The sequence below is a fragment of the Pseudomonas sp. TE3644 genome, from assembly GCF_056278815.1.
Genome location: NZ_JBWBQF010000001.1, coordinates 3,675,175 through 3,697,962, shown reverse-complemented (window position 1 = coordinate 3,697,962; position 22,788 = coordinate 3,675,175). Strand labels below are relative to the sequence as shown.

Annotated in this window: 20 protein-coding genes; 9 read left to right on the top strand and 11 right to left on the bottom strand. The window is 65.5% G+C overall.

Annotated elements, in window-relative coordinates:
- Both glcE and glcD read right to left on the bottom strand, forming a co-directional pair.
- On the bottom strand, positions 1-1,038 hold the full coding sequence (gene glcE, locus ACZ9GA_RS16170) for a glycolate oxidase subunit GlcE (protein ID WP_457361727.1): 1,038 nt from the start codon (positions 1,036-1,038) through the stop codon (positions 1-3).
- Positions 1,038-2,537 (bottom strand): glycolate oxidase subunit GlcD, encoded by a 1,500-nt coding sequence (glcD, locus tag ACZ9GA_RS16165; protein WP_457361728.1) that lies wholly within the window; start codon positions 2,535-2,537, stop codon positions 1,038-1,040. The genes glcE and glcD overlap by 1 nt, the downstream gene beginning before the upstream one ends.
- 418 nt (positions 2,538-2,955) lie before the next feature.
- On the opposite strand from glcD, the gene ACZ9GA_RS16160 reads away from it, so the two are divergent.
- The 6 genes from ACZ9GA_RS16160 (at position 2,956) to otnI (ending at position 9,581) form a co-directional block, all read left to right on the top strand.
- Entirely contained in the window at positions 2,956-3,756 is an 801-nt protein-coding gene (locus ACZ9GA_RS16160; RefSeq protein WP_457361729.1) for a DeoR/GlpR family DNA-binding transcription regulator, read from the top strand.
- A 587-nt stretch (positions 3,757-4,343) separates the two neighbouring features.
- Positions 4,344-5,270: an L-threonate dehydrogenase gene (ltnD, locus tag ACZ9GA_RS16155; protein WP_457363707.1), complete on the top strand. Its 927-nt coding sequence runs from the start codon at positions 4,344-4,346 to the stop codon at positions 5,268-5,270.
- Between the two features lie 8 nt (positions 5,271-5,278).
- Positions 5,279-6,571: a 3-oxo-tetronate kinase gene (gene otnK, locus ACZ9GA_RS16150; protein WP_457361730.1), complete on the top strand. Its 1,293-nt coding sequence runs from the start codon at positions 5,279-5,281 to the stop codon at positions 6,569-6,571.
- Complete coding sequence (gene otnC, locus ACZ9GA_RS16145; RefSeq protein WP_455923700.1) at positions 6,568-7,206, top strand: 3-oxo-tetronate 4-phosphate decarboxylase; 639 nt, start codon at positions 6,568-6,570, stop codon at positions 7,204-7,206. Before otnK ends, otnC begins: the two co-directional genes overlap by 4 nt.
- A gap of 106 nt (positions 7,207-7,312) precedes the next feature.
- Complete coding sequence (locus ACZ9GA_RS16140) at positions 7,313-8,770, top strand: GntT/GntP/DsdX family permease (protein ID WP_457361731.1); 1,458 nt, start codon at positions 7,313-7,315, stop codon at positions 8,768-8,770.
- 22 nt (positions 8,771-8,792) lie between these two features.
- Entirely contained in the window at positions 8,793-9,581 is a 789-nt protein-coding gene (gene otnI, locus ACZ9GA_RS16135) for a 2-oxo-tetronate isomerase (protein ID WP_457361732.1), read from the top strand.
- A 102-nt stretch (positions 9,582-9,683) separates the two neighbouring features.
- On the opposite strand, the gene fecA is transcribed toward otnI, so the two are convergent.
- From fecA to ACZ9GA_RS16120, 3 genes are all read right to left on the bottom strand, one after another.
- Complete coding sequence (fecA, locus tag ACZ9GA_RS16130; protein WP_457361733.1) at positions 9,684-12,032, bottom strand: TonB-dependent Fe(3+) dicitrate receptor FecA; 2,349 nt, start codon at positions 12,030-12,032, stop codon at positions 9,684-9,686.
- Between the two features lie 486 nt (positions 12,033-12,518).
- A complete protein-coding gene (locus tag ACZ9GA_RS16125) occupies positions 12,519-13,460 on the bottom strand; it encodes a FecR domain-containing protein (RefSeq protein ID WP_457363708.1) in 942 nt (313 codons plus the stop codon).
- Positions 13,461-13,468: 8 nt separating this feature from the next.
- Positions 13,469-13,972, bottom strand: a complete 504-nt coding sequence (locus tag ACZ9GA_RS16120) for a sigma-70 family RNA polymerase sigma factor (RefSeq protein WP_457361734.1) — start codon at positions 13,970-13,972, stop codon at positions 13,469-13,471.
- Positions 13,973-14,097: 125 nt separating this feature from the next.
- On the opposite strand from ACZ9GA_RS16120, the gene ACZ9GA_RS16115 reads away from it, so the two are divergent.
- Together ACZ9GA_RS16115 and selD are read left to right on the top strand one after the other, a co-directional pair.
- On the top strand, positions 14,098-14,331 hold the full coding sequence (locus ACZ9GA_RS16115; protein WP_457361735.1) for a hypothetical protein: 234 nt from the start codon (positions 14,098-14,100) through the stop codon (positions 14,329-14,331).
- Positions 14,332-14,767: 436 nt separating this feature from the next.
- A complete protein-coding gene (gene selD / locus ACZ9GA_RS16110; protein WP_457361736.1) occupies positions 14,768-15,802 on the top strand; it encodes a selenide, water dikinase SelD in 1,035 nt (344 codons plus the stop codon).
- Between the two features lie 122 nt (positions 15,803-15,924).
- Here selD and ACZ9GA_RS16105 read toward each other — a convergent pair whose 3' ends face one another.
- Positions 15,925-16,980, bottom strand: coding sequence for a permease (locus ACZ9GA_RS16105; RefSeq protein ID WP_457361737.1), 1,056 nt, complete (start codon positions 16,978-16,980; stop codon positions 15,925-15,927).
- A gap of 368 nt (positions 16,981-17,348) precedes the next feature.
- On the opposite strand from ACZ9GA_RS16105, the gene ACZ9GA_RS16100 reads away from it, so the two are divergent.
- Positions 17,349-17,927, top strand: coding sequence for a cell wall hydrolase (locus ACZ9GA_RS16100; protein WP_457363709.1), 579 nt, complete (start codon positions 17,349-17,351; stop codon positions 17,925-17,927).
- On the opposite strand, the gene ACZ9GA_RS16095 is transcribed toward ACZ9GA_RS16100, so the two are convergent.
- The 5 genes from ACZ9GA_RS16095 to yfcF all read right to left on the bottom strand — a co-directional run bounded on the left by ACZ9GA_RS16095 (position 17,920) and on the right by yfcF (position 22,730).
- Positions 17,920-18,369, bottom strand: a complete 450-nt coding sequence (locus tag ACZ9GA_RS16095; protein WP_457361738.1) for a metallophosphoesterase family protein — start codon at positions 18,367-18,369, stop codon at positions 17,920-17,922. The genes ACZ9GA_RS16100 and ACZ9GA_RS16095 overlap by 8 nt on opposite strands.
- A gap of 15 nt (positions 18,370-18,384) precedes the next feature.
- Entirely contained in the window at positions 18,385-19,185 is an 801-nt protein-coding gene (locus ACZ9GA_RS16090) for an alpha/beta fold hydrolase (RefSeq protein WP_457361739.1), read from the bottom strand.
- A gap of 176 nt (positions 19,186-19,361) precedes the next feature.
- A complete protein-coding gene (locus tag ACZ9GA_RS16085; protein WP_457361740.1) occupies positions 19,362-21,422 on the bottom strand; it encodes a TonB-dependent receptor in 2,061 nt (686 codons plus the stop codon).
- 96 nt (positions 21,423-21,518) lie between these two features.
- On the bottom strand, positions 21,519-21,896 hold the full coding sequence (locus ACZ9GA_RS16080) for a DUF2946 family protein (protein WP_457361741.1): 378 nt from the start codon (positions 21,894-21,896) through the stop codon (positions 21,519-21,521).
- 210 nt (positions 21,897-22,106) lie between these two features.
- A complete protein-coding gene (gene yfcF, locus ACZ9GA_RS16075; RefSeq protein WP_457361742.1) occupies positions 22,107-22,730 on the bottom strand; it encodes a glutathione transferase in 624 nt (207 codons plus the stop codon).
- Positions 22,731-22,788 lie beyond the last annotated feature (58 nt).

The window sequence follows — 22,788 nt, the reverse complement described above, 5'->3', positions numbered from 1 at the left end:
TCAGAGCTCCGGGTACAGGCGGCCAGGGTTGAAAATGCCGTGGGGGTCCAGGCGGGCCTTGAGGTGTTGGTGGTAGCGCAGCAGCGCCGGGGCCAGGGGCGCGAAGGGCTGCTCGCAGGCGCTGAAGCAGGTGACATAGCCACCCACGGCGCTGGCGCGGGCGCGAATCTGAACGGCGTCGGCGTCACTCTTCAGCCAGCGCTGGGCGCCGGCCCAGTCCAGCCATTGCGCGCCGGGCAGGTCCAGCAGTGGCACATTGAAGGGCAACGACAGCCGCCACAGCGGACGCGGGTCACGGAAGAAGGCCAGGCGGTGTTCGCGCAGGTCGTGCCAGAATTGCCCGTCGCAAGCCGTGCACCCCAGCCGGTCGCGGGCAGCCGCCACCGAGCCTTCGCCGCCTTCCAGGCGCAGGTGCAGCACCTCGCCGTCGTGGCAGGCGCCACTGATCGGCAGCGATTGCTGGCCCCATTCGGTGAGGCGGCGCAGGGCTTCTTCGGGGCTTAGCTCCAACTTCAGGCTGGCGCAGCAGCGCGGTTTGGGCAGTACCTTGAGCGACACTTCGGTGATCAGCCCCAGGCTGCCGAAGCTGGCGGACAGCAGGCGCGACAGGTCGTAGCCGGCGACGTTTTTCATCACTTCACCGCCAAAGCGCAGGTGCTCCCCGTGGCCGTTGATGACGCGGGTGCCCAGCACGAAATCGCGCACCGCGCCGCTCCACGGCCGGCGCGGGCCGGACAGTCCGGCGGCGAGCATGCCGCCTACGGTGGCCTGGCCGTCGAAGTCCGGCGGCTCGCAGGGCAGCATCTGCCCGGCCTCATCCAGCGCTGCGCTGAGCTCCGTCAGCGGGGTGCCGGCGCGCACAGTCACCACCAATTCCGTGGGGTCGTAGCTGACGATGCCGCGATAGCCTCGCGTATCCAGCGCCACCCCCTGGGTCGCACGGCCAAGAAAGGCTTTGCTGTCGCCCCCGCGGATGCGCAGCGGCGTGCCCTGGGCGATGGCCTGGTGCACGCCGTCCAGCAGCGTGTCCAGGCTCATCAGAAACGCTCCAGGTCAGGGAAGGGCACCTGGCCGTGATGGATGTGCATGGCGCCGAATTCGGCGCAGCGGTGCAGGGTGGGGATGTTCTTGCCGGGGTTGAGCAGGCCGCTGGGGTCGAAGGCCGCCTTGATGGCGTGGAACACGTTGAGCTCGGCGGCGTTGAACTGGGCGCACATCTGGTTGATCTTCTCGCGGCCCACGCCGTGTTCGCCGGTGATACTGCCGCCCACCGCCACGCACATCTCCAGAATCCTGCCGCCCAGCGCCTCGGCGCGTTCCAGCTCGCCCGGCAGGTTGGCGTCGAACAGGATCAGCGGGTGCATGTTGCCGTCGCCAGCATGGAAAACGTTGGCGACGCGCAGGTCGTATTCGGCCGACAAAGCAGCGATGCCCTTGAGCACCCCGGGCAGTTCGCGGCGCGGGATGGTGCCGTCCATGCAGTAGTAGTCCGGAGAAATGCGGCCCACGGCGGGGAAGGCGTTTTTGCGCCCGGCCCAGAAACGCACGCGTTCGGCTTCGTCCAGCGCCTGTCGCACCTCGGTGGCCCCGGCGTGCTGCAACAGTTGCCGCACCCGTTCACAATCCACGTGCACGTCGGCTTCGACGCCGTCCAGCTCGCACAACAGGATGGCCTCGGCGTCCACCGGGTAGCCGGCATGGATGAAGTCCTCGGCAGCGCGGATGGCCAGGTTGTCCATCATCTCCAGGCCGCCGGGGATGATGCCGGCGGCGATGATGTCGGCCACCGCGCGGCCGGCCTTTTCCACCGAATCGAAGGCGGCCAGCAGCACCTTGGCCACCTGCGGTTTGGGCAGCAGGCGCACGGTGACCTCGGTGACCACGCCCAGCAGGCCTTCAGAGCCGGTGAACAGCGCCAGCAGGTCGAACCCGGGGCTGTCCAGGGCGTCGCTGCCCAGGGTCAGCGCTTCGCCCTCGACAGTCAGCACCTGCAGCTTCACCAGGTTGTGCACGGTCAGGCCGTACTTGAGGCAATGCACGCCACCGGCGTTCTCGGCAACGTTGCCGCCGATGGAACAGGCGATCTGCGAGGACGGATCAGGGGCGTAGTACAGCCCGTACGGTGCCGCCGCCTGGGAAATGGCCAGGTTGCGCACGCCCGGTTGCACACGGGCGGTGCGTGCCTGCGGATCGATGTGCAGGATCTGATTGAAACGCGCCAGCACCAGCAGCAGGCCCTGGGCCAGCGGCAGTGCACCGCCCGACAGCCCCGTGCCGGCGCCGCGGGGCACCACCGGCACCTGGCGCTGATGGCAGATGCGCAGAATCGTCTGCACCTCTTCAAGGTGGCGGGGTAGCGCCACCAACAGCGGCGTGGTGCGGTAGGCAGACAGGCCGTCGCATTCGTAGGGCTTGAGGTCCTCGGTGCGATACAACAGGTCCAGGTCCGGCAGGGCGCCGATCAGCGCATTGATCAGGCCTTGCTTGTCGACGGTGGGCAGGGCACCGTCCAGGCGCTCGTCGTGGAGGATGTTCATGGGCCGGCTTCTTGTTGTTGTGGGGGCATTGGGGGGCAGTGTAGACCGCAATCCACCGCCACCCCCCTGTAGCAGCGGCCGCCAGGCCGCGTCACAGGCACCGCTCAACCCCTGGCATACCGCGTTGGCCCCGACGCAGCCTTCGGCAGTTGCACCCCCGCGTCCTTTTCGCGGGTAGAACCCGCTCCCACAAAGACAGTTGCTGCTACAGGATTGAGGTTCGGCACCGCGCACCGTAGCCGCTGCCGCCAGGCTGCGCTGGTCGATATGTACACTCAAGATTTCCAGTGGGGCACAGGGCCAGCGCAGCCTGTCGGCAGCGGCTACGGTGCGCGATGCCATCGTTCGGTTGTCGCCACCCCCGCCTTGGGGCAGTATCATTCACCTGCCCACACCAACACCCCCGCCCGGAGTTGCGATGCCCACCCAGTCCCCGCCCCCCAGCAACGGCTCGCCGATGATCCCCGAGCAGCGCCGCGAGCAGATGCTGCGCCAGTTGCGCCGGCATCAGGTGCTCAGCGTGCATCAGTTGATGGAGATGTTCGAGTGCTCGCACATGACCGTGCGCCGCGACATCGCCTTGCTGGAGCAGGAAGGCCACGCCTATTCGGTAACCGGTGGGGTACGCATTGCCAGCCAGGTGCACATGGAGCCCAGCCACGACTCCAAGGCCGTGGTCGAGCTGCCGCAGAAGCAGGGCATGGCCAAGCTGGCCGCAGGTTTGCTGAAGGACGACATGACCCTGTACCTGGACGCCGGCACCAGCACCCTGGAGATTGTGCCGCACATCATTGCGCTGACCGGCATGACGGTGATCACCAATGACTTTGGCATCGTTCACGCCCTGGAGGACGCCGCCCATGTGGACGTGATCCACACCGGCGGGCTGCTCGATCATCCCAACCGTTCGTGTGTGGGCGGCCTGGCGGCGGCTACCTTGCGGCAGATCGTGACGGACATTGCCTTCATTTCGACCAGTTCCTGGGATCTGCAGCGTGGCATCACCACGCCGTCGCCGTTGAAAGTCGAAGTGAAACAGGCCGCCATGCAGTCGGCGTCGCGCTCGGTGCTGGTGGCCAGCAGTTCGAAATATGGCACCTTCGGCAAGTACAGGATCGCCGGGTTGCAGCAGTTCGACACGTTGATCAGCGACACCGCGCTGGCGCCTGCGGCGGTGGATAGTTTGCGGAAATTGGGTGTGGACTTGCTGTTAGCCTGACGCCGATCGACTGCCGAACAAACAAGGCGGACCAGGTGACCTCACAGGCATAACTGGCCCGAAACAAATGTAGGAGCTGCCGATAGGCGGCGATGCGCCGCGCGGGCGGCGCGCGGTCTCAAGACCGCAGCAACTCCCAAGCGAACACCTGCCAACCACACCCCGATATGACGTAGCCGCTGCCACCAGGCTGCGCTGGCCCCATGCCTCACTGAAGATCTCCAGGGTTCACACCGGCCAGCGCAGCCTGCGGCAGCGGCTACGGGGGTTGCGGTGGGGCCTGTAGGTGCATGTCTTGGGTTTTTGTGGCGTTCTTGAGATCGCGCGCCGCCCGCGCGGCGCTTCCCGAGCAAGCCCGGTCCCACATCTGTTTCGGGCCAGTTATGTCTGTGCCATCACCTCGTCCGCTTTGGTGGTTCGGCAGGATTGCGCGGTGGGTCCACCAATTTAACGTTTTTTAACATCCTGTCGGTCAATAACCGCGGGAGGTGTGCCTGCACCTATTGCTTTTCCAATGTTAAAAAATGTTAAATAAACAAATCGCTTCACAAGATCCGATCATGGGTCCATGATCAAGCACCTGCTGGATTCACCCGAGGAGTACTGCCATGAATAACAAAAACGTCGGTGTCATCGGCCTGGGCGCCATGGGCCTGGGTATTGCCCGCTCGCTGTTGCGCGCAGGCTTCAACGTGCATGCCTGCGATGTGCGCGCTGCCGTGACCGAACAATTTGCCAGCGAGGGCGGCGTTGCCTGCGCTACCCCTGCGGTCATGGCGGCTGCGTGTGAGGTGATCATCACCGTGGTGGTCAACGCCGAGCAGACTGAAACCGTACTCTTCGGCGAGAACGGCGCCATCGCGGCGCTGCGCCCCGGCAGCCTGGTGATCGGCTGCGCCACCGTGGCGCCAACCTTTGCCGTGGAGCTGGGCGCACGCCTGGCCGCGCAGAACCTGCTGTACCTGGATGCGCCGATCTCCGGCGGTGCCGCCAAGGCCGCCGCCGGGCAGATGACCATGATGACCTCCGGCCCCGCCGATGCGTACGCCGCCGCCGAAGCCGTGCTGGCCGGCATGGCTGGCAAGGTCTACCGCCTGGGCGACGTCCATGGCCTGGGCTCCAAGGTGAAAATCATCAACCAGCTGCTGGCCGGTGTGCACATCGCTGCCAGTGCCGAAGCCATGGCCCTGGGCCTGCGCGAGGGCGTGGACGCCGATGCGCTGTACGAGGTGATCACCAACAGCGCCGGCAATTCGTGGATGTTCGAGAACCGCGTGCCGCACATTCTCAAGGCTGATTACACGCCGCTGTCGGCCGTGGACATTTTCGTCAAGGACCTGGGCCTGGTGCTGGATACCGCCCGCGCCAGCAAATTCCCGCTGCCGCTGTCGGCCACCGCCCACCAGATGTTCATGCAGGCCAGCAGCGCCGGTTTCGGCCGCGAAGACGACTCGGCCGTGATCAAGATTTTCCCGGGCATCGAGCTGCCCGTGGCCAAGCCTGAGCAGGAGTGAGCCGCGTCATGACCCAGTCCCCACACCGCCCGCTGCTGGGCTGCATCGCCGATGACTTCACCGGCGCCACGGACCTGGCCAACATGCTGGTGCGCGGCGGCATGCGCACCGTGCAGAGCATTGGCATCCCGGACGAGTCGCTGGCCGCCGGCCTGGACGCCGACGCCATCGTTATCGCCCTGAAGTCGCGCACCACGCCCGTGGCCGACGCCGTGGACGAGTCCCTGGCTGCCCTGGAATGGCTGCGTGCCCGTGGCTGCGAGCAGATCTTCTTCAAATACTGCTCCACCTTCGACTCCACGGCCGCCGGCAACATCGGCCAGGTCAGCCAGGCCCTGCTGGAAAAGCTGGGCAGTGATTTCACCCTGGCGTGCCCGGCCTTCCCGGAGAACGGCCGGACGATTTTCCGTGGCCACCTGTTTGTGCAGGACCAGCTGCTGAACGAATCCGGCATGCAGCACCACCCGCTGACGCCGATGTGCGACGCCAACCTGGTGCGCGTGCTGCAAGCCCAGACCGACATGAAAGTCGGCCTGTTGCGCTACGACACCGTGGCCCAGGGCGTGGACACCGTGCGCGAGCGCATCGCTCAATTGCGCGCTGACGGCATCGGCATGGCCATCGCTGATGCGGTGTCGGACGCCGACCTGTACACCCTCGGTGCTGCCTGCGCCGACCTGCCGCTGCTGACCGGTGGCTCAGGCCTGGCCTTGGGCCTGCCGGAAAACTTCCGTCGCGCCGGCAAGCTGCGCGCGGTGGATGCTGCGCAACTGCCCGCTATTGATGGCGGTGAAGTGGTGCTGGCCGGCAGTGCTTCCCAGGCCACCAACGGTCAGGTTGCCGCCTGGCTGGAAGCCGGGCGCCCGGCGCTGCGCATCGACCCGCTGGCCCTGGCCGCTGGCAAACCGGTGGTCGAGCAGGCCCTGGCCTTTGCCCGCGACGCCGGCCAGACCGTGCTGATCTACGCCACCAGCTCCCCGGACGAGGTCAAGGCCGTGCAGGCCGAGCTGGGCGTCGAACGCGCCGGTGCCTTGGTCGAACAGGCCCTGGGCGAGATCGCCAAAGGCCTGCTGGCTGCTGGCGTACGCCGCTTTGTGGTGGCCGGTGGCGAAACCTCCGGCGCCGTGGTGCAAGCCCTGGGCGTGCGCCTGCTGCAGATCGGCGCGCAGATCGACCCCGGCGTGCCGGCCACGGTCAGCACCCAGGCGCAGCCGTTGGCGCTGACGCTCAAGTCCGGCAACTTCGGTGGCCGCGATTTCTTCAGCAAGGCCCTCAACCAATTGGCAGGAGTGTCGGCATGAGCCAGGAAAACGCGCTGCGCGAAGAAATCTGTGACATCGGCCGCCTGCTGTTCGGCCGTGGCTACACCGTGGGCAGCGCCGGCAACATCAGCGCGCGCCTGGACGATGGCTGGCTGATTACCCCCACCGACGCCTGCCTGGGCCGTCTGGACCCGGCCAGGATTGCCAAGGTCAACCTGGCGGGGGAGTGGGTGTCGGGGGACAAACCGTCCAAGACCCTGGCCCTGCACCGCCAAGTGTATGACCGCAACCCGGGCGTGGGCGGCGTGGTGCACACCCACTCCACGCACCTGGTGGCCCTGACCCTGGCCGGCGTGTGGCAGCAGGACTGCATCCTGCCGCCGATCACCCCCTATCAAGTGATGAAAGTGGGCCCGATCCCGCTGATCAACTACGAGCGCCCCGGCTCGCCATTGGTGGCCGACCAGGTCGCGCTGCTGGCCAACAGCGTGCGCGGCGTGATGCTGGAACGGCTGGGGCCGGTGATCTGGGAAAGCTCGGTGGCCAAGGCCGCCTACGCCCTGGAAGAATTGGAAGAGACCGCACGTTTGTGGCTGATGACCCAGCCGCGCCCTGACGCCCTCAGCGCCGAGGCCCTGGAAGCCTTGCGCAGTACCTTTGGTGCGCAGTGGTAAGCACCGCGCTTGCTTGATGGCACACAACAATAACAACAGGTGAAACGATAATGACTGAATCTGTTTGCATGTCCCGTCCGTACGCCCGCTGCGCGGGGTGCCTGGCATGAGCCCGCTGATGCTGATGCTTACCGCTGGCGCCGGCATTGCCGTGCTGCTGGTGCTGGTGCTCAAGTACAAGTTCCAGCCGTTCGTGGCGCTGATGCTGGTGAGCATCGTCGTTGCCCTGGTGGCTGGCGTGAAAGCCCAGGACCTGGTGGCCACCATTGAAGGCGGCATGGGCAAGACCCTGGGCCACATCGCGATCATCATCGCCCTGGGCGCCATGATCGGCCGCATCATCGAGCTGTCCGGCGGCGCCGAGGCGCTGGCCAAGACCCTGATCGCCCGCTTCGGCAACCGGCGCACGCCGCTGGCCCTGACCGTGGCGGGCTTCATGGTCGGCATTCCGGTGTTCTTCGAAGTGGGCGTGATCATCCTCATGCCTCTGGCCTATGGCGTGGCCCGGGCGGCGCGCAAGCCGCTGCTGATCTTCGCCTTGCCGATGTGCGCGGCGCTGCTCTCGGTGCACGCCTTCCTGCCGCCGCACCCGGGTGCCGTGGCGGCGGCCGGGCAACTGGGCGCGGACCTGGGCCGGGTGCTGATGTTCGGCCTGCCGATGGTGGGTGTGCTGTGCCTGATCGGTTACTTCATCGCCGGGCGCATGACCCGTCGGGTGTACCCGATGACCGACGACATCCGCGCCGAAGTCTACGGCCCGCACGTCACCAACCAGGACCTGGTGGCCTGGGCCAAGGGTGACTACACCCATACCAGCGAAGCCGCCCACGCCAAGACCCTGGGCCTGGAAGAAAGCGCCAGCAGCCTTAAAGCCCGTCTGCCGGTGGCACCACCGCCCGGTTTTGGCACGGTGATCGCGCTGATCCTGCTGCCGATTATCCTGATTCTGCTGGGCACCCTGGCAACGACTTTGCTGCCGGTCGATTCAGGCCTGCGCAGTGTCATGACCGTATTGGGCGCGCCGTTGGTAGCGCTGCTGCTGGACACCTTGCTGTGCGCCTGGCTGCTGGGCTCGCGCCGTGGCTGGAGCCGCAGCCAGGTGTCGGATGTGATCGGCTCGGCGCTGCCGGGTGTGGCCATGGTGATCCTGATCGCCGGTGCCGGCGGTGTGTTCGGCAAGGTGCTGGTGGACACCGGCATCGGTGCGGTAGTCTCCGAAGCCTTGCGCAACACCGGCCTGCCGGTGCTGGCCCTGGGCTTTATCCTGACCTTGCTGCTGCGTGCGGTGCAGGGCTCCACCACGGTGGCGCTGGTGACCACGGCCGGTATCCTCAGCCCGCTGATCGCCACCCTGAACCTGAGCGCCAACCACATGGCCCTGCTGTGCCTGGCCATGGGCGGTGGCGGGTTGGCCATGTCGCACATCAACGACGCCGGGTACTGGATGTTCACCAAGCTGGCCGGGTTGAACGTGGGTGACGGCCTGCGCACCTGGACCTTGCTGGTGACCATCCTGGGTACCCTGGGCTTCCTGATGACCCTGTTGCTGTGGCCCTTTGTCTGATTTGTCGAACACCGGAGTTAACATGCCTCGTTTCGCTGCCAACCTCAGCATGCTGTACCCGCAACACGACTTCCTGGACCGCTTCGCCGCGGCCCGGGCCGACGGTTTCGACGCGGTGGAATACCTGTTCCCCTACGACTACAGCGCCGCCGAACTCAAGCAGCGCCTGGACGACAACGGCCTGGTGCAGGCGCTGTTCAACGCACCGCCTGGCGACTGGGCCAAGGGCGAGCGCGGCACCTCGAGCTTGCCGGGCCGCGAAAGCGAATTCCGCGCCGGTTTCGACAAGGCGCTGGAATACGCCGCCGTGCTGGGCAACACCCGCGTCCACGTGATGGCCGGCTTGCTGCCGTCCGAAGCCGACCGCGCCCGCCACCACGCCGTGTACCTGGAAAACCTGGCCTACGCCGCCGCCCAGGCCGCCAAGGTCGGCGTGACCGTGTTGCTGGAACCGATCAACACCCGTGACATGCCGGGCTTCTTCCTCAACCGCCAGGACCAGGCCCAGGCGATTTGCCGGGAAGTGGGGGCGGCCAACATCAAGGTGCAGTTCGACTGCTACCACTGCCAGATCGTCGAGGGTGATTTGGCGGTGAAGCTGCGTCGTGACATGGCCGGCATTGGCCATATCCAGATTGCCGGCGTGCCGGATCGTCACGAACCGGACCTGGGGGAGTTGAACTATCCCTACCTGTTCAAGCTGATCGACGAGCTGGGGTATGACGGCTGGATCGGCTGCGAGTATCGCCCCAAGGGCGATACCAGCGAAGGCCTGGCGTGGCTGCGCGAGTGGCGCAACGCGAACGCCTGACTCTGTAGCCGCTGCCGCCAGGCTGCGCTGGCCCGTATGAACCCTGAAGATCTTGGGCGGGGCATAGGGCCAGCGCAGCCTTCGGCAGCGGCTACAGGGTCGTCAGAAGGCAATCGTGGTCTGCACGTACACCGTGCGCGGCTCACCCACGTATTTGCCCTTGTTGTTATCGTCATAAGACCGCGTGAAATACTCGTGGTTGAAGATGTTCTTCACCCCCACCGCCACGTTCAAATTCGACAGCTGCGGCCCGAAGTCATAGCTGGTACGTGTGTTGAACAGCACATACCCAGGGATCTTGCCGGTGCTGCCATCGGCGCTTTCGGCGCTGGTGTTGGCGTTGTCGGCGAACTGCCCGCTCTGGTAGCTGCTGTCGACATTGACCTTCCACGGCCCCTCGGTATACCCCACCCCCACGGTGCCTTTGTGGCGCGACGAGAACGGCACGCGGTTGCCCTGGTTGTCGCCGCTTTCGCGAATGGTGGCGTCCACATAGGCGTAGGTGGCGTACACATCAAAGCCGCTGAGCGCCGGGCTCAGGCCGTCCAACGCGTAATTGATGCTGGTCTCGATGCCTTGGTGCCGGGTCTTGCCGCGGGCGATCACCGTGTCGTTGGTCTGGTTGCTGTCGTACTGGTTGTTGAAGTTGATCAGGAACGCACCGATCTCCGCGCGCAGGTTGCCGTTGTCATAGCGCGTGCCCAGCTCCCAGGTGTGCGCCTTCTCGGGTTTGACCTCGCCATCAGCCACGCGGTTGGGCATCTGGCTGTACTGCACGCTGCCGAACGAGCCTTCGGTGTTGGCGTACAGGTTCCAGTTATCGGTCACGTGGTACATCACGTTCAACGCCGGCAGGGCGGTGTTGTAGTCACCCTTGTAGTTGACGTGGGTGAGGTTGTTGGCCTGCTCGGACTCGATCATTTCGTAGCGAATGCCGGGGGTGAAGGTCCACTGGCCGATGTCAATGCGGTCGTCGATGAAGAACGCATTGGCCGTGGTGCCGCCACGGGTGTCGCGGTCGTTGGTGCTGTCGGTGGTGGGCAACTGGTTGGCGGCGATCGGCGTGCGGTAGCGCAGTTCATGGCCGGCTTCGTTGATGTAGCGGTAGCCCACGCCGATTTCATGGGCGCTGTTGCCCAGGTCGAAGCCTTGGGAGAAGCGTGTTTCCAGCCCGCGCACCCAATACTGCCGTGGCGACAGCGACAGGAAGGTGCCCTGGTCCAGGTAGCCGCTGCGCAGGGTCTTGGTGAAGAAAGTATTGACCGTAAATTCGCGACGGTCCTGCTGGTAGCGATAGCCCAGGTTGACCATGGTGCGGCGGCCCCAGAACTTGTCGTTGGGGCGTGTGGACTGGTAAGGGTCGGCCTTGTAGGCCGCGGTGCTCAGGCCGCCGGGCATGTCGGCTTGGCCTTCGTAGTATTGGGCTTCGGCGTTCAGGCTGTTGGCCTCGTCGATCTGGTATTTGCCCTTCAGGATCAGGTCGTCGATCTGCGTGTCACTGTGCTCGCGCCAGTCGCCGCCACGGGTGCCCGAATACAGCAGCGCACCGCCCAGGCCGTTGTCGGCAGTGCCGCCAGCCAGCAGGTTGCCGGTGGTCTTGAAACCGTCGTGGCTGGACGAGGGGCTGGTCTCGGTCTGGAAGCCGCCTTTCACGGTCGGCGCGTCGGGGATGGCGCGGGTGACGAAGTTGACGATACCGCCGACGTTCTGCGGGCCGTAACGCACGGCACCACCGCCGCGCACCACGTCTACAGCATCCATGTTGCCCATGCTGATCGGGGCGAACGACAGTTGCGGCTGGCCGTAAGGCGCGAAGGGCACCGGGATGCCGTCCATCAGTACGGTGGAGCGCGTGGCCAGGCGCGGGTTGAGGCCGCGGATGCCGAAGTTGAGTGCCATGTCGTGGCTGCCGGTGCCGTTGTTGTCCGGGGCGTTGACGCCCGGGATGCGGTTCAGGACTTCGCGGGCGCTGGTGGCGCCGGTGCGCTCGAATTCTTCACGGCGCACCACGTCGCGGGCCCCTGCGTGTTCGAACACGTTGGTCTGCTCGGCCGAGCCCAGCCAGTCACCCACCACCGCCGAGGCCCCCAGTTCCAGCGGCGCTTTTTGCGGCGCCTGGCTGACCGGTTGCAGGCTGAAGGCGTTGTCGCCCTCGGCGCGCGCTTGCAGGCCGGTGCCTTCCAGCAGCTTGGCCAGGCCGGCTTCGGCGGTGTAGCTGCCGTCCAGGCCATGGCTCTGCGCGCCTTGGGTCAGTTGCGAGCCGAACGAGATCAGTACCCCGGCTTCGCGACCAAACTGGTTCAGCGCTGCTTCCAGGGTAGCGGCCGGGATATGGTAGGTGCGCGGCTTGGCATCGGCGGCCAGCACGTAGGGCACGGCGGTCAGGCCCAGGCTTGCGCCCAGTACCAGGTGGCGGATGGAGCGGGCTAGCGGGTTGAGCGAGCAAGACATGCAAAACGTCCTTCAGCGAGGCATTCAAGGGGAGTTACCCTCTCTGTCACGCGAGGTGTGGAAAACGGCTCACTGGCGTGAAAAAAATATCGCATGCCTTGGTGTCGAACACACAAGGCGGGCGATGCTGACCTCACAGGCCATGGCACGTTGCAACAAAATGTGGGAGCGGGTTCTACCCGCGAAGCGCCGCGCGGGCGGCGCGCGGTCTCCAGAACAACAAAAAAACCAGCACATGCACCTGCCAGCCACGACGCGATCCCACGACAGGCCTATCGGGTGTTCTTCGAAGCGGCCGGCTGGAGGTTGCGTCATGACCACCAGGTGCCAGTCGATGTTGTCGTGTCGCTCTTGAGACCGCGCGCCGCCCGCGCGGCGCTTCGCGGGTAGAACCCGCTCCCACATTTGTTGCACCGTGCCATGGCCTGATGGATCGGCGTCGCCAGCCTTGTTTGTTCGCTTTGGATCAGGGGGCTGCCCACAGCATTAGACCGCGGCGTCCACGCTCACCCAATACCGCGTGAAACGCCGCACTTTCACCGGCAGCGCCACGTGCAGCAAATCGAGAATGCGTTCGGTATCGCCCAAGGGGTAGCTGCCGGAAATCTGCAGGTCGGCGACGCTGGCGGCGCAGCGCAGTTCGCCGCGACGGTAACGGCCCAGCTCTTCCAGGAAGTCGGCCAGGCGCATGTGCGCGGCCACCAGCATGCCGTCTACCCAGGCACCGGCGCCGGGGTCCAGCGGGGCAGGGGTGCGCCAGGCGGCCAGGTCGAATTCCACCTGGCGACCGGCGTCGAGCATCAGTGGGTAGCCGTGCAAACCGGTCGGGCTCACTTGTACGTTGCCCTCGAACACCGCCACCCGCGTGCGCCCGGCCAGTTGCCGCACGTTGAAGCGTGCCGCCTGGGCGGCGAGGGTGCCTTGGGTAGTAATCACCTGCAGGGGGCGCGGGTCGGCGGCACTGCGCAGCAGCATCTCGCCTTCGAGCAGGTTCACTCGCCGTTGCCTTGCCGTGAAACTGACGTCCACGGCGCTGGCGGTGTTCAGGTGCAATTGGCTGCCATCGCTGAACGACTGGGTGCGTCGTTGCCCCAGCGGGCTGCGGTAGTCGGCCGTCAACGGTGGCATCAGGTCCTGTTGGCGCAGGGCCAGCCAGCCGGCGGCGCCCACGCCCAGCATCAGCGCCAGTTTCAGCGCGCGCCTGCGGCTGGCCAGTGACGGCGCCTCCACGGCGGCGTGCAGCAACGGCGAGGCCACGCCGCCCAGGCGCTGGTTCACATGCTGGATGTGCTGCCACGCACGACGGTGATCGGGGTCGGCCGCCAGCCATTGCTGCCAGGCCTGCTCCCGCGCTGCGGTGGGCGTGGCTTCCTGGCGTTCGATCAACCAGTGCACGGCCTGTTCGGCCACGCGGCCGGGAATGTTCAGGGGCGTGTTCACAGGGCGAAGTAACAGCGCAGCGCTGCCTTTTGAAGATGGCGTTTGACCGTCGCCAGGGAAATGCCCAGCTGGCGAGCGATCTCGTTGTAGGTCAAACCGTCCACCTGGGCCAGCAGAAAAGCGCGCTTGGCCAGCACGGGCAGGCCATCGAGCAGGCGGTCCAGCTCCAACAGGGTTTCCAGAATGATCGCCCGGTCTTCCTCGGACGGCACTTGCTGCCCGGGCATCTGCAACAGCGTCTGGTAGTAGGCGCGTTCGATGTCCTGGCGGCGGTAGTGGTTGAACAGCACGCGCTTGGCGAGGGTAGTCAGGAACGCGCGCGGCTCGTTCAGCGCGGGCATCTCGCGGTTGCTCAGCAGGCGTACGAAGGTGTCCTGGGCCAGGTCCGCCGCGCTGTGCGGGCAACCCAGACGGCGCTGCAGCCAACCGGTCAGCCAGAGCTGATGGTCGACATACAGATCAGTGACGATGGACGACGCGGGGGCGTTGGACCGGTGCACCGCAGGACTCCCGCGTTGAACATAAAAGAAAATGGGAACTGTTCGTATTGTAGGGTTTTGTAGGGCGCGTGTGCAATTGTTCGATACATAATCCAAGGGTGGCGAGGACCTTTGGAAGCGCCACCATGCAAGTCCAACGGGTTATTTTGGTCGGCTGGACAATCGAGGCGGAAGACCGAATTCAGCAGATGAAGAGACCACGAGCGAGTGACTTCAAACACCAAATGTTTCGTTCCACCGCCATGCGGCTCGCCAAGGAATTCCTCATGGCGAGTCAAGTGGTGCTGGCGAAGAGGAGGATTGATGCATGCTGCATCAGCTACGAACCAATCATTCATGAGGCCCTCGGTTTTCCATGAAAGCTTCTAAACGCACCCCCAAACCATTGCTTGCTGCCCAGTACCAAGCAGAGGCGCGTCGCTTGGCGGGTAGCGCTTCTACCCTCGAACGCCAGTTTCTGACTGTCAGCCTTGCCAAGGGCAAAGAGCTCGAGCCCACTGGTCGCGTAGCGGGTGTCGAGGCCTGAAGCCTGGCAGCACGAATAAACCGCCGAATCCGGCGGTTTTTTTTCGCCCCGATTTTTATGCTGGTCGCTAACTTTGGGGATGCTGGTTTTATATCCAGCCCGCGCTGAAAAGTTGTCCCCTGAAATCGTGAGTATCTCTGTGGATAAAACGCTCAACCCCCCAGAAACCGGGGCTGGAGTCGATGTGATGAAATAATGACCAAAATGGCCGTTCAAGCGCTGTTCCCCGGCCCTGTTAGACTGTTTGGATACATCACGGGGAGCCGCTCATGAGTGAACCCATTCGCCTCACCCAGTACAGCCACGGCGCCGGTTGTGGCTGCAAGATTTCACCCAAGGTATTGGAAGTGATCCTGGCCGGCAGCGGCGCGCAGAACCTGGACCCCAACCTGTGGGTGGGCAATGCCTCGCGCGATGACGCGGCGGTGTATGGCATCGACGGGGAACGCGGGGTGGTATCCACCACTGATTTCTTCATGCCCATTGTCGATGACCCGTTCGATTTCGGCCGCATCGCGGCCACCAATGCCATCAGTGATATCTACGCCATGGGCGGCGATCCGATCATGGCCATCGCCATCCTCGGCTGGCCAGTCAATGTGCTGCCCGCCGAGGTGGCTCGCGAGGTGATTCGTGGCGGGCGGGCGGTGTGCGATGCGGCGGGTATCGCGCTGGCGGGTGGGCATTCGATCGATACGCCGGAGCCTATTTTTGGGCTGGCGGTGACGGGGCTGGTGGAGAAGCGCTTCATGAAGCGCAACGACACGGCCACGCTGGGCAGCGTGCTGTACCTGACCAAGCCGCTGGGCATTGGCGTGCTGACCACGGCGGAGAAAAAGGGGCTGTTGCGCAAGGCCGATATCGGCGTGGCGCGGGATTTGATGTGCACGTTGAACAAGGCGGGTAGTCGGTTTGCGCGCCTGGCCGGGGTGACGGCGATGACCGATGTGACGGGTTTTGGCCTGCTCGGTCATTTGGTGGAAATGGCTGATGGCAGTGGTCTGACGGCCAGGCTGGACACGGCGGCGGTGCCGGTGCTGGCCAACATTGAGTATTACCTGGAAAAGGGCTGCGTGCCGGGCGGCACGCTGCGCAATTTCGACAGCTATGGCGAGCGTATCGGGCGGATCACGGCGCTGCACAAACTGCTGTTCTGCGACCCGCAGACCAGTGGCGGGTTGCTGGTGGCGGTGACGCCGCAGGGGCAGGCGGAGTTTTTGGCGGTGGCGCAGGTGTTGGGGCTGGCGCTCGAGCCGATTGGTACCTTGGCTGAGCAGCGGTCACTCGCGGTCGAACTCGTATAGCAGCAACTGTCTTGAAACCGCGTCGTCTGCATCGCGGCCAAGGCCGGCTCCTACGCCGTCCGTGGTAGGAGCCGGCCTTGGCCGCGATGCAGACGACGCCGTCCGTAGCGGCGGCGGTATGATTACAGCACCACAGCACCGATCAAACCGCTGATAATCCCCACCAGCATGGTCAGCAACGCCACCGTCGCCAGCACCCGGCGATCAAACGACTTACGCAGCATCAGCATCGACGGCAGGCTGATGGTAGGCAAGGTCATCAGCAGCGCCACCGCCGGCGCCGTGCCCAGGCCCAACGTCATCAGGGTTTGCACGATGGGGATTTCCGCTGCGGTGGGTATCACGAACAAGGTGCCCACCACCGCCAGCGGCACCAGCCACACCAGGTTATTGCCCATGGCGCCGTCCACGTGGGGGAACAGCCACACCCGGGCGGCGCCCAGCACCAGCACGGCCAGCACATAGATGGGGATGGTGGTCCAGAACAGGTGCCACAACGAGCGCATCCAGCGGCCGAACAGGTTGCCTTGTTCAACGCCTGTGACGGTGGCCACCGCTTCCACGGCCGGTTCCGGCAACACGTCGGGGCGGGCGATGCGCTGGGCGAACAATGAGACGCCCACCACCAGCACCACGCCTGCGATGATCCGCAGCACGGTGAAGCCCCAGCCCAGCACGAAGCCCATGAAGATCAGCGTCGCCGGGTTGAGCACCGGGTTGGCGATCCAGAACGCCAGCGCCGCCCCGACCGACACGCGCTGACGGCGCAGGCCGGCCACCACCGGCGCCGCGCAGCAGCTGCACATCATCCCGGGCAGCGCGAACAACCCCCCGCGCACGGTGGAGCCCAGGCCGGCGCGTCCGAAAGCGCGCAGCAGCCAGTCGCGGGGGATCAGTACCTGCACCAGTGAACCGAGCAGCACGCCCAGCACGGCGGCTTTCCAGATGGCCAGGAAGTACACCTGGGCATAGGCCAGGGCGGCGGCGACGGGGTCTTCAGCGTGGTCGTTGATGATCGAGCCGCCGATGCTGTGGCTGCTCGCGGCCACGAAGGACTTGAGGTAATAGGGCGACCACTTCACGTAGTACAGGCCGATGACGGCCACCAGCACGAACACCAGGGGTTTGAGCCAGAACAGCCGCGTGCGCGGCTGGGCGGTGGAGGTCAGTGTGCTCATGGCGGCGGTACCGACTGGGGGGAGGGTAAGGAGTGATTTTAGCCCAGCGCTGGCGGGGTGCCACCGCGCCTCACCCCAACCTCGTAGCCGCTGCCGCCAGGCTGCGCTGGCCCTGTACCTCGCAGAAGATCTACAGGGTTCACACGGGCCAGCGCAGCCTGGCGGCAGCGGCTACGGGAACTGTGGTGCGGCGTATGTTGGCGCGGCGGCGCGGTTGGCGTTTGTCCGCTACAGTGATCTCACCAATAAGGATAATGGCCCGATGGCCCCGCAGAACCGGGGGCAAACGGGTGCAAAGGCCGGATCTTTTCGTAGTGCATTCGGTGGGGCAAATCATGCGTGTGCTCAGTACGCTGTCAGGCAGTGCAATGCTGTTGTTCATGGGCCTTTGCTTGGCCGACGATCCACCCGCCAGTCCCGCCAAGGCTATCGAGAAAGCCGAGGTGCTGGAGCAGAAGGCCGCCGACAAGGACCCGCCACCCAAGGCCGAAATCATCACCAAGACCGAAGCCCAGGTCGTTGACCCGGCAGGCGCCAAGCCGGTGGATGAACCCTTGACCTGCCTGGCGCGCACCATCTACTGGGAAGCCAAGGGCGGCACCCCGGCCGACATGGACGCGGTGGCCCACGTGGTGCTCAATCGCGTCGGCCACGAGGGCTTCCCCGGCACGGTGTGCGAGGTGGTGAAGGAAGGCGCGGACAAGAAGGTCTGCCAGTTTTCCTGGTGGTGCGACGGGCGTTCCGATGACGTGCAGGAGGCTGACCGCTATAGCATCGCCAAGGAGATCGCGCGCAAGGCGCTCAACCAGCAGTCGCCCGACGCCACCCACGGCGCCATGTACTTTCACGATCGCAAGGTGAAACCTGACTGGGCCAGCAAATACCTGCGAACCGCCCAGACCTCCGAGTTCCTGTTCTACAAACCACGCGAGGGCAAGGCTAAATAAGGTCCACCCGCTGCGCGCTGGCCTGGCCGGCGTCGATGTGCAGCAGCGCCAGGCAGATCGGCAGCTTGAACCGCCGCGGCCCGGCGCTGCCCGGATTGACGTGCAGCACACCGTCGCGCTGCACGATCAATGGCTTGTGCGAATGGCCGGTCACCACCACCTGCACACCGGCCGGCACGGGCACGTCGCAGGCTTCGTGGGTCACCAGCAGGCTGACGCCACCCAACTCGACAACCACTGTCTTGGGTAGCTCACGCGCCCAGTCCTTGTCGATGTCGACATTGCCAAACACCACCGTCAGCGGCGCGATGGCTTGCAGCGCCGTGATCACCTCCGGCTTGCCGACATCCCCGGCGTGCACGATGTGATCGCAGCCGTGCAGCGCGGCCACGGCCTCGGGGCGCAGCAGGCCGTGGGTGTCGGCGATCAGGCCTATTTTCATTGCAGGGCTCCGGTATCAGTCGGCGCTCAGGCACTGGCGCACCAGGCGCACCAGTTGTACCGGATCGGTCAGGTAGGCGGCATGCCCCTGGCGGCGAATGGGGTACAGCGTCAGGCCGCGCAGGCGGTCGACCAATGCGGCCGGGCAGAGGATGCACGGGTCGTGGTCGCTGCTTTCGCCGATCAGCATGAACGGCCGCGCCTTGAGCGTGCGGCAATCTTCCAGCGACGGGGCGATGGTGTCCAGCGCTGCGGCTTCGTTGACGAACGCCGGTGCGGTGCTGACCATGGCCGGCCACAGCGGGATGTGCTTCATCTGCTCTACCTGCGCCGGGTTCATGCGCACGATGTGGGTCAGTGCGTGCACAGTGGCGGCTTCCAGATTGCCTTCGGCGACCAGCGCTTGCAGTCGCGGCAGGTGGCCGTCGCTGGCTTTGCGCGGCAGGGAGTTCATCGGCTCATACAACACCAGCGTGCCCTTGAAGCGCTCGCGCAGGGCATACATCAGCGCGCAACCGCCGCCGAAGCTGTGGCCCAGCACGGCCGCGCCTTTGCCGGCCAATTCGACCATGGCGGCCAGATCATCCAGCTCGGCATCCAGGGAATGCGGCGCCTCGCCATACGGGCTGCTGCCGCGCCCGCGCCGGTCGTACAGGTAGACTCTGTGGGTGTCGCCCAGCAGGCGGGCGAACGCCGTCCAGTCCCGGGCCAGGCTGAAGGCACCATGACACACCACCAGCGCCGGGCCTTCGCCCCAGCACTGGTAGCCGATGGAGGTGCCGTCGCGGGAGATTACGGATCCTTCGATGCATTTCATGGAACAGCGGGCCCTCTGGAAAAGGCGCTTACGCTAGCACACCCAGCGCCTGCTGAATGCATACACCGTCAGCCCGTAGCCGCTGCCGCCAGGCTGCGCTGGCCCTCATATGCGCTGCAGATCTCCAGAGCACACCAGGGCCCGCGCAGCCTTCGGCAGCGGCTACAGCGGCCCGGTCAGAAGTCCAGGCTCAGCCCGGTGTACAGCGCGCGCCCGTCACCCGGCGAATGCAACGCCGCCTGGGCGCCGTCCGGGTCGTACCACACGTACTCGTAGTAGCGGTTGGCGAGGTTCTTGAGCTGCACGTCGACACTCAGGTGCTCGGTGATCTTCCAAGTGGCGCCCAGGTTGAACAGCACGTAGGCGCCATAGCGGCCTTGGGTGTTGTTCTTCTCCAGGTAGTAATCGCTTTGCCCGTTCATCCAGCCGCTGACCTGCACAGACGGCGTCAGCTGATAGCTGGCCCCGGCGTTGTAGACGTGGTGCGGCACGTGGTCGATCTCGTTGCCCGCGCTGTCCGGGTAGGTGGCGCCGGCCTTGAGGATTTTCGAGTACTGCCAGGAGTAGGCCAGCCAGGCCTCGGTGCGCTCGCCCGGGTGCAGGTTGAGCTGCAGGTCGTAGCCCCAGCGTCGCGTGCGGCCGACGTTGTCGGAGGCGCCGGTGGGGTCGTTGAGGCGGCGGCTGACTTCGCCCGAGGCGGTCTGTTGCCAGTAGGCCAGGCGGCCGTCGAGCCAGCGGGTCGGGGTGAACTTGACACCGGTTTCCCAGCCGTCGTTGATCGAAGGCGCCAGGTCGTCGGTCTGCGGCGGCACCTTGTAGCTAGACGAACCGGTGCCCACCTGGAAGGTGCGGCCCCAGTTGGCGTAGAGGCTGGCCACGGTCCAGGGGGAATACACCACGCTGAGCTTGGGCTGCTTGATCAGGCCGTAGTCGTTCATGTTGTAGCTCAGCCCGGTCAGCTCATCGGTGTAGTCGCCGCTGAGCTTGTCGACGCGGTAGGCGGGAATGATCTTCAGCGTGTCGGTGGGTTCGATCACGGCCTGCACGTAGCCGCCCACGGTGTTGAAGTCGAAATGCTGGTCGCGGGTCTGGGCGGTGCGCACCCGTTCCACGGTGCTGTAGCGCTCGCTGACGTTCTGCTGGCGCTGGGTGTCCAAGCCGCTTTCCAGGGCCAGGGCGTGCAGCCAGTCCACCTGCGGGCGCCAGGTCAGGGAGGTGATGGCGCCGTACTGGGTTTCGTAGGCGTCGCGTTCCTGCTGGGTGCTGGTGCTCCAGTAGCGGGTCCAGCGGCGGTCGTCGAAGGTGTTGAGGTAGGCCTTGGCTGATAGGGACACATTCGGTGCCACGTCCGTGTCCAAGTGCAGGCTGGCGCTGTTCATGCGCCGGGTGCCCTGGTCGGTGTCGTTGTAAGGGTTGGTCATGGTCGGGTGGCTGTGGGCGTTGCTGCCGGTCAGGTAACCCGGCTCATCGGCCTGGCCTTCGTAGTGGCGCAGGATCAGGCCTATGCGGTAGGCCTCGTCGTCCGGGGTGTAGAACCACTTGCCGGCCACCGACACGCGGTCCTGGTCGGCGTGGTCGCGGTAGCCGTCGGACTTCTGGTAGGCCAGAAAGTAGTTCTGCGTCCAGTTGGCGGTTTCGATGCCTTTGGCCAGTTGCGTTTCGCGGGTGCCGTAGCTGCCGTAGCGCACCCGAGCCTTGGTGTAGTCGCCGCCGATGCGGGTGTTGATGTTGACGTTGCCGGCGATGTTGTTGAGGCCGTAGCGCGGGTCGCTGGTGCCGCGGACCACTTCGATGTTGTCGATGTCGAGCGGGAACACCATGTCCATGAACGGCATGTTGCCGTCGTTGCTGTTGCTGGGGATGCCGTCGATCAACAGCTTCACGGCGTTGACTTCGCCTTCGCCGTTGAAGCCGCGAAACGAAATCTTGCCGGAGGTGGTGCCCTGGTTGAACTCGGTCAGTTCGACGCCGGGGACGCGGCTGAACAGTTCCCAGCTGTAGGTGACGGGCATTTTCTCGATCACATCGCCGCCCAGAATATCCACTGAGCTGAGCACGCTGGTGGTGGACAGCGGCCCGCTCTGGGCGCTGTTGACGGTGACGGTGCCCAGGGTCAGGGCCGAGTCCTGGGCAGTGCCGGCGAAGGCGTGGGCGGCGCTGAGGGCGCCGGTGATGAACAGGCAGGTTTGACGGGCGCGCGAAGGCCGCGCCGTTTTATTGCGGCGTTGAAAAGCCATGGTTCACGGTTCCTGGTGAGCCAAGTGAAGAGTCGTGCACGCGCGCGCAGGCCCCGGGGGGGCTGGCGGTGTGCTGATCAGGGGGCGGGGGAGCGCTCAGGACTGCGGGGAGGCGCGGGGGTTGAGGCTGGTCCAGCGAAAGCGTGGCGCCAGGCTGGGTACTGAAGCATGGGTGAGTGGGGCTTGGGCGACGTAGCGCGGTGCCGGCGCCTGCCACTGGTTCGATGTGGGCCCGGCCATGCCGCCGGCACCGCAACAACAGCAGTCGCCGTGCTGCATTTTGTGCGGGTGGGGGTCGAGCACGTCGATCAGGCGGCGGGTATCGTCATGGCTGGCGTGCATGCCAGGCATGCCGCAGTCGTCGGCCATCGGTTCCATCTGCGCCATTTGCCGGGCATGCAACGGCATGGCCAACAGGTTGACCAGCACGGCGAAACAGGCAAGCCAGTGGCTGATACGGCGGGTAGGGGTCATGCGACCGTCCGGCAAGGGGGGGCGTATCTTAGGCTGATCCGCCCGCCCACGCCAAGCCTGTAGCCGCTGCCGCAGGCTGCGCTGGCCAGCGCAGCCTGGCGGCAGCGGCTACAGGACGGCGTCGCCTGCATCGCGGCCAAGGCCGGCTCCTGCCACGGACACCACGGACGGCGTAGGAGCCGACCTTGGTCGCGATGCAGACGACGCCGTTTACGGGTTCAGTGCTGGCCAGGCTTGCACGGAGGGGCGCTGCCATTGGCGTTCGGCATACGCCACCAGCGGCGCGGGCACGGCGTCACCGTTGAGAATCAGGCGATTGAGCATCAGCGCAAGGTCAACGTCGGCAATCGACCATTGCCCGCACACGTACTCACGGCCATCACTCAACAGGGCCTGGGCGGCCGCAAACAGCTTGTCTCTTGCTGCCTGCGCCTGTTCCGAGAGGGTTGCCCCCTTGTGCCCGTAGAACACCACCAGCGTCGAGCGCTCCTGGCGGATGGCCTGCAGGTCGCTGCGCAGCCATGCCTGCACCTGGCGGGCGCGGGCGCGTTGTTCGACGGCCGCAGGGTAGACCGGTTGGTCGGGAAACACGGCGTCCAGGTATTCGGTGATGGCCGACGATTCCGATAGCGCGAAGTCACCATGAACCAAGGTTGGAACGCGCTGGGTCAGGGACAGGGCGGTGTAGTCGGTTGCCTGGTTTTGGTGGGTCTCAAGATCTACGGGCAGCAGTTCGAACGCCAGGTTCTTTTCCTTCAGGGCCACGAACGCCGATAACGCGTAAGGGCTGCTGAACTGGGCGTCGACGTACAGGCGAAGCGGGGGCTGACTCATGGCGCGGTTCCTTGTGCGGGTGGGTGAGGGGACAGGCTACGAGAGGCGTGGGGGAAAG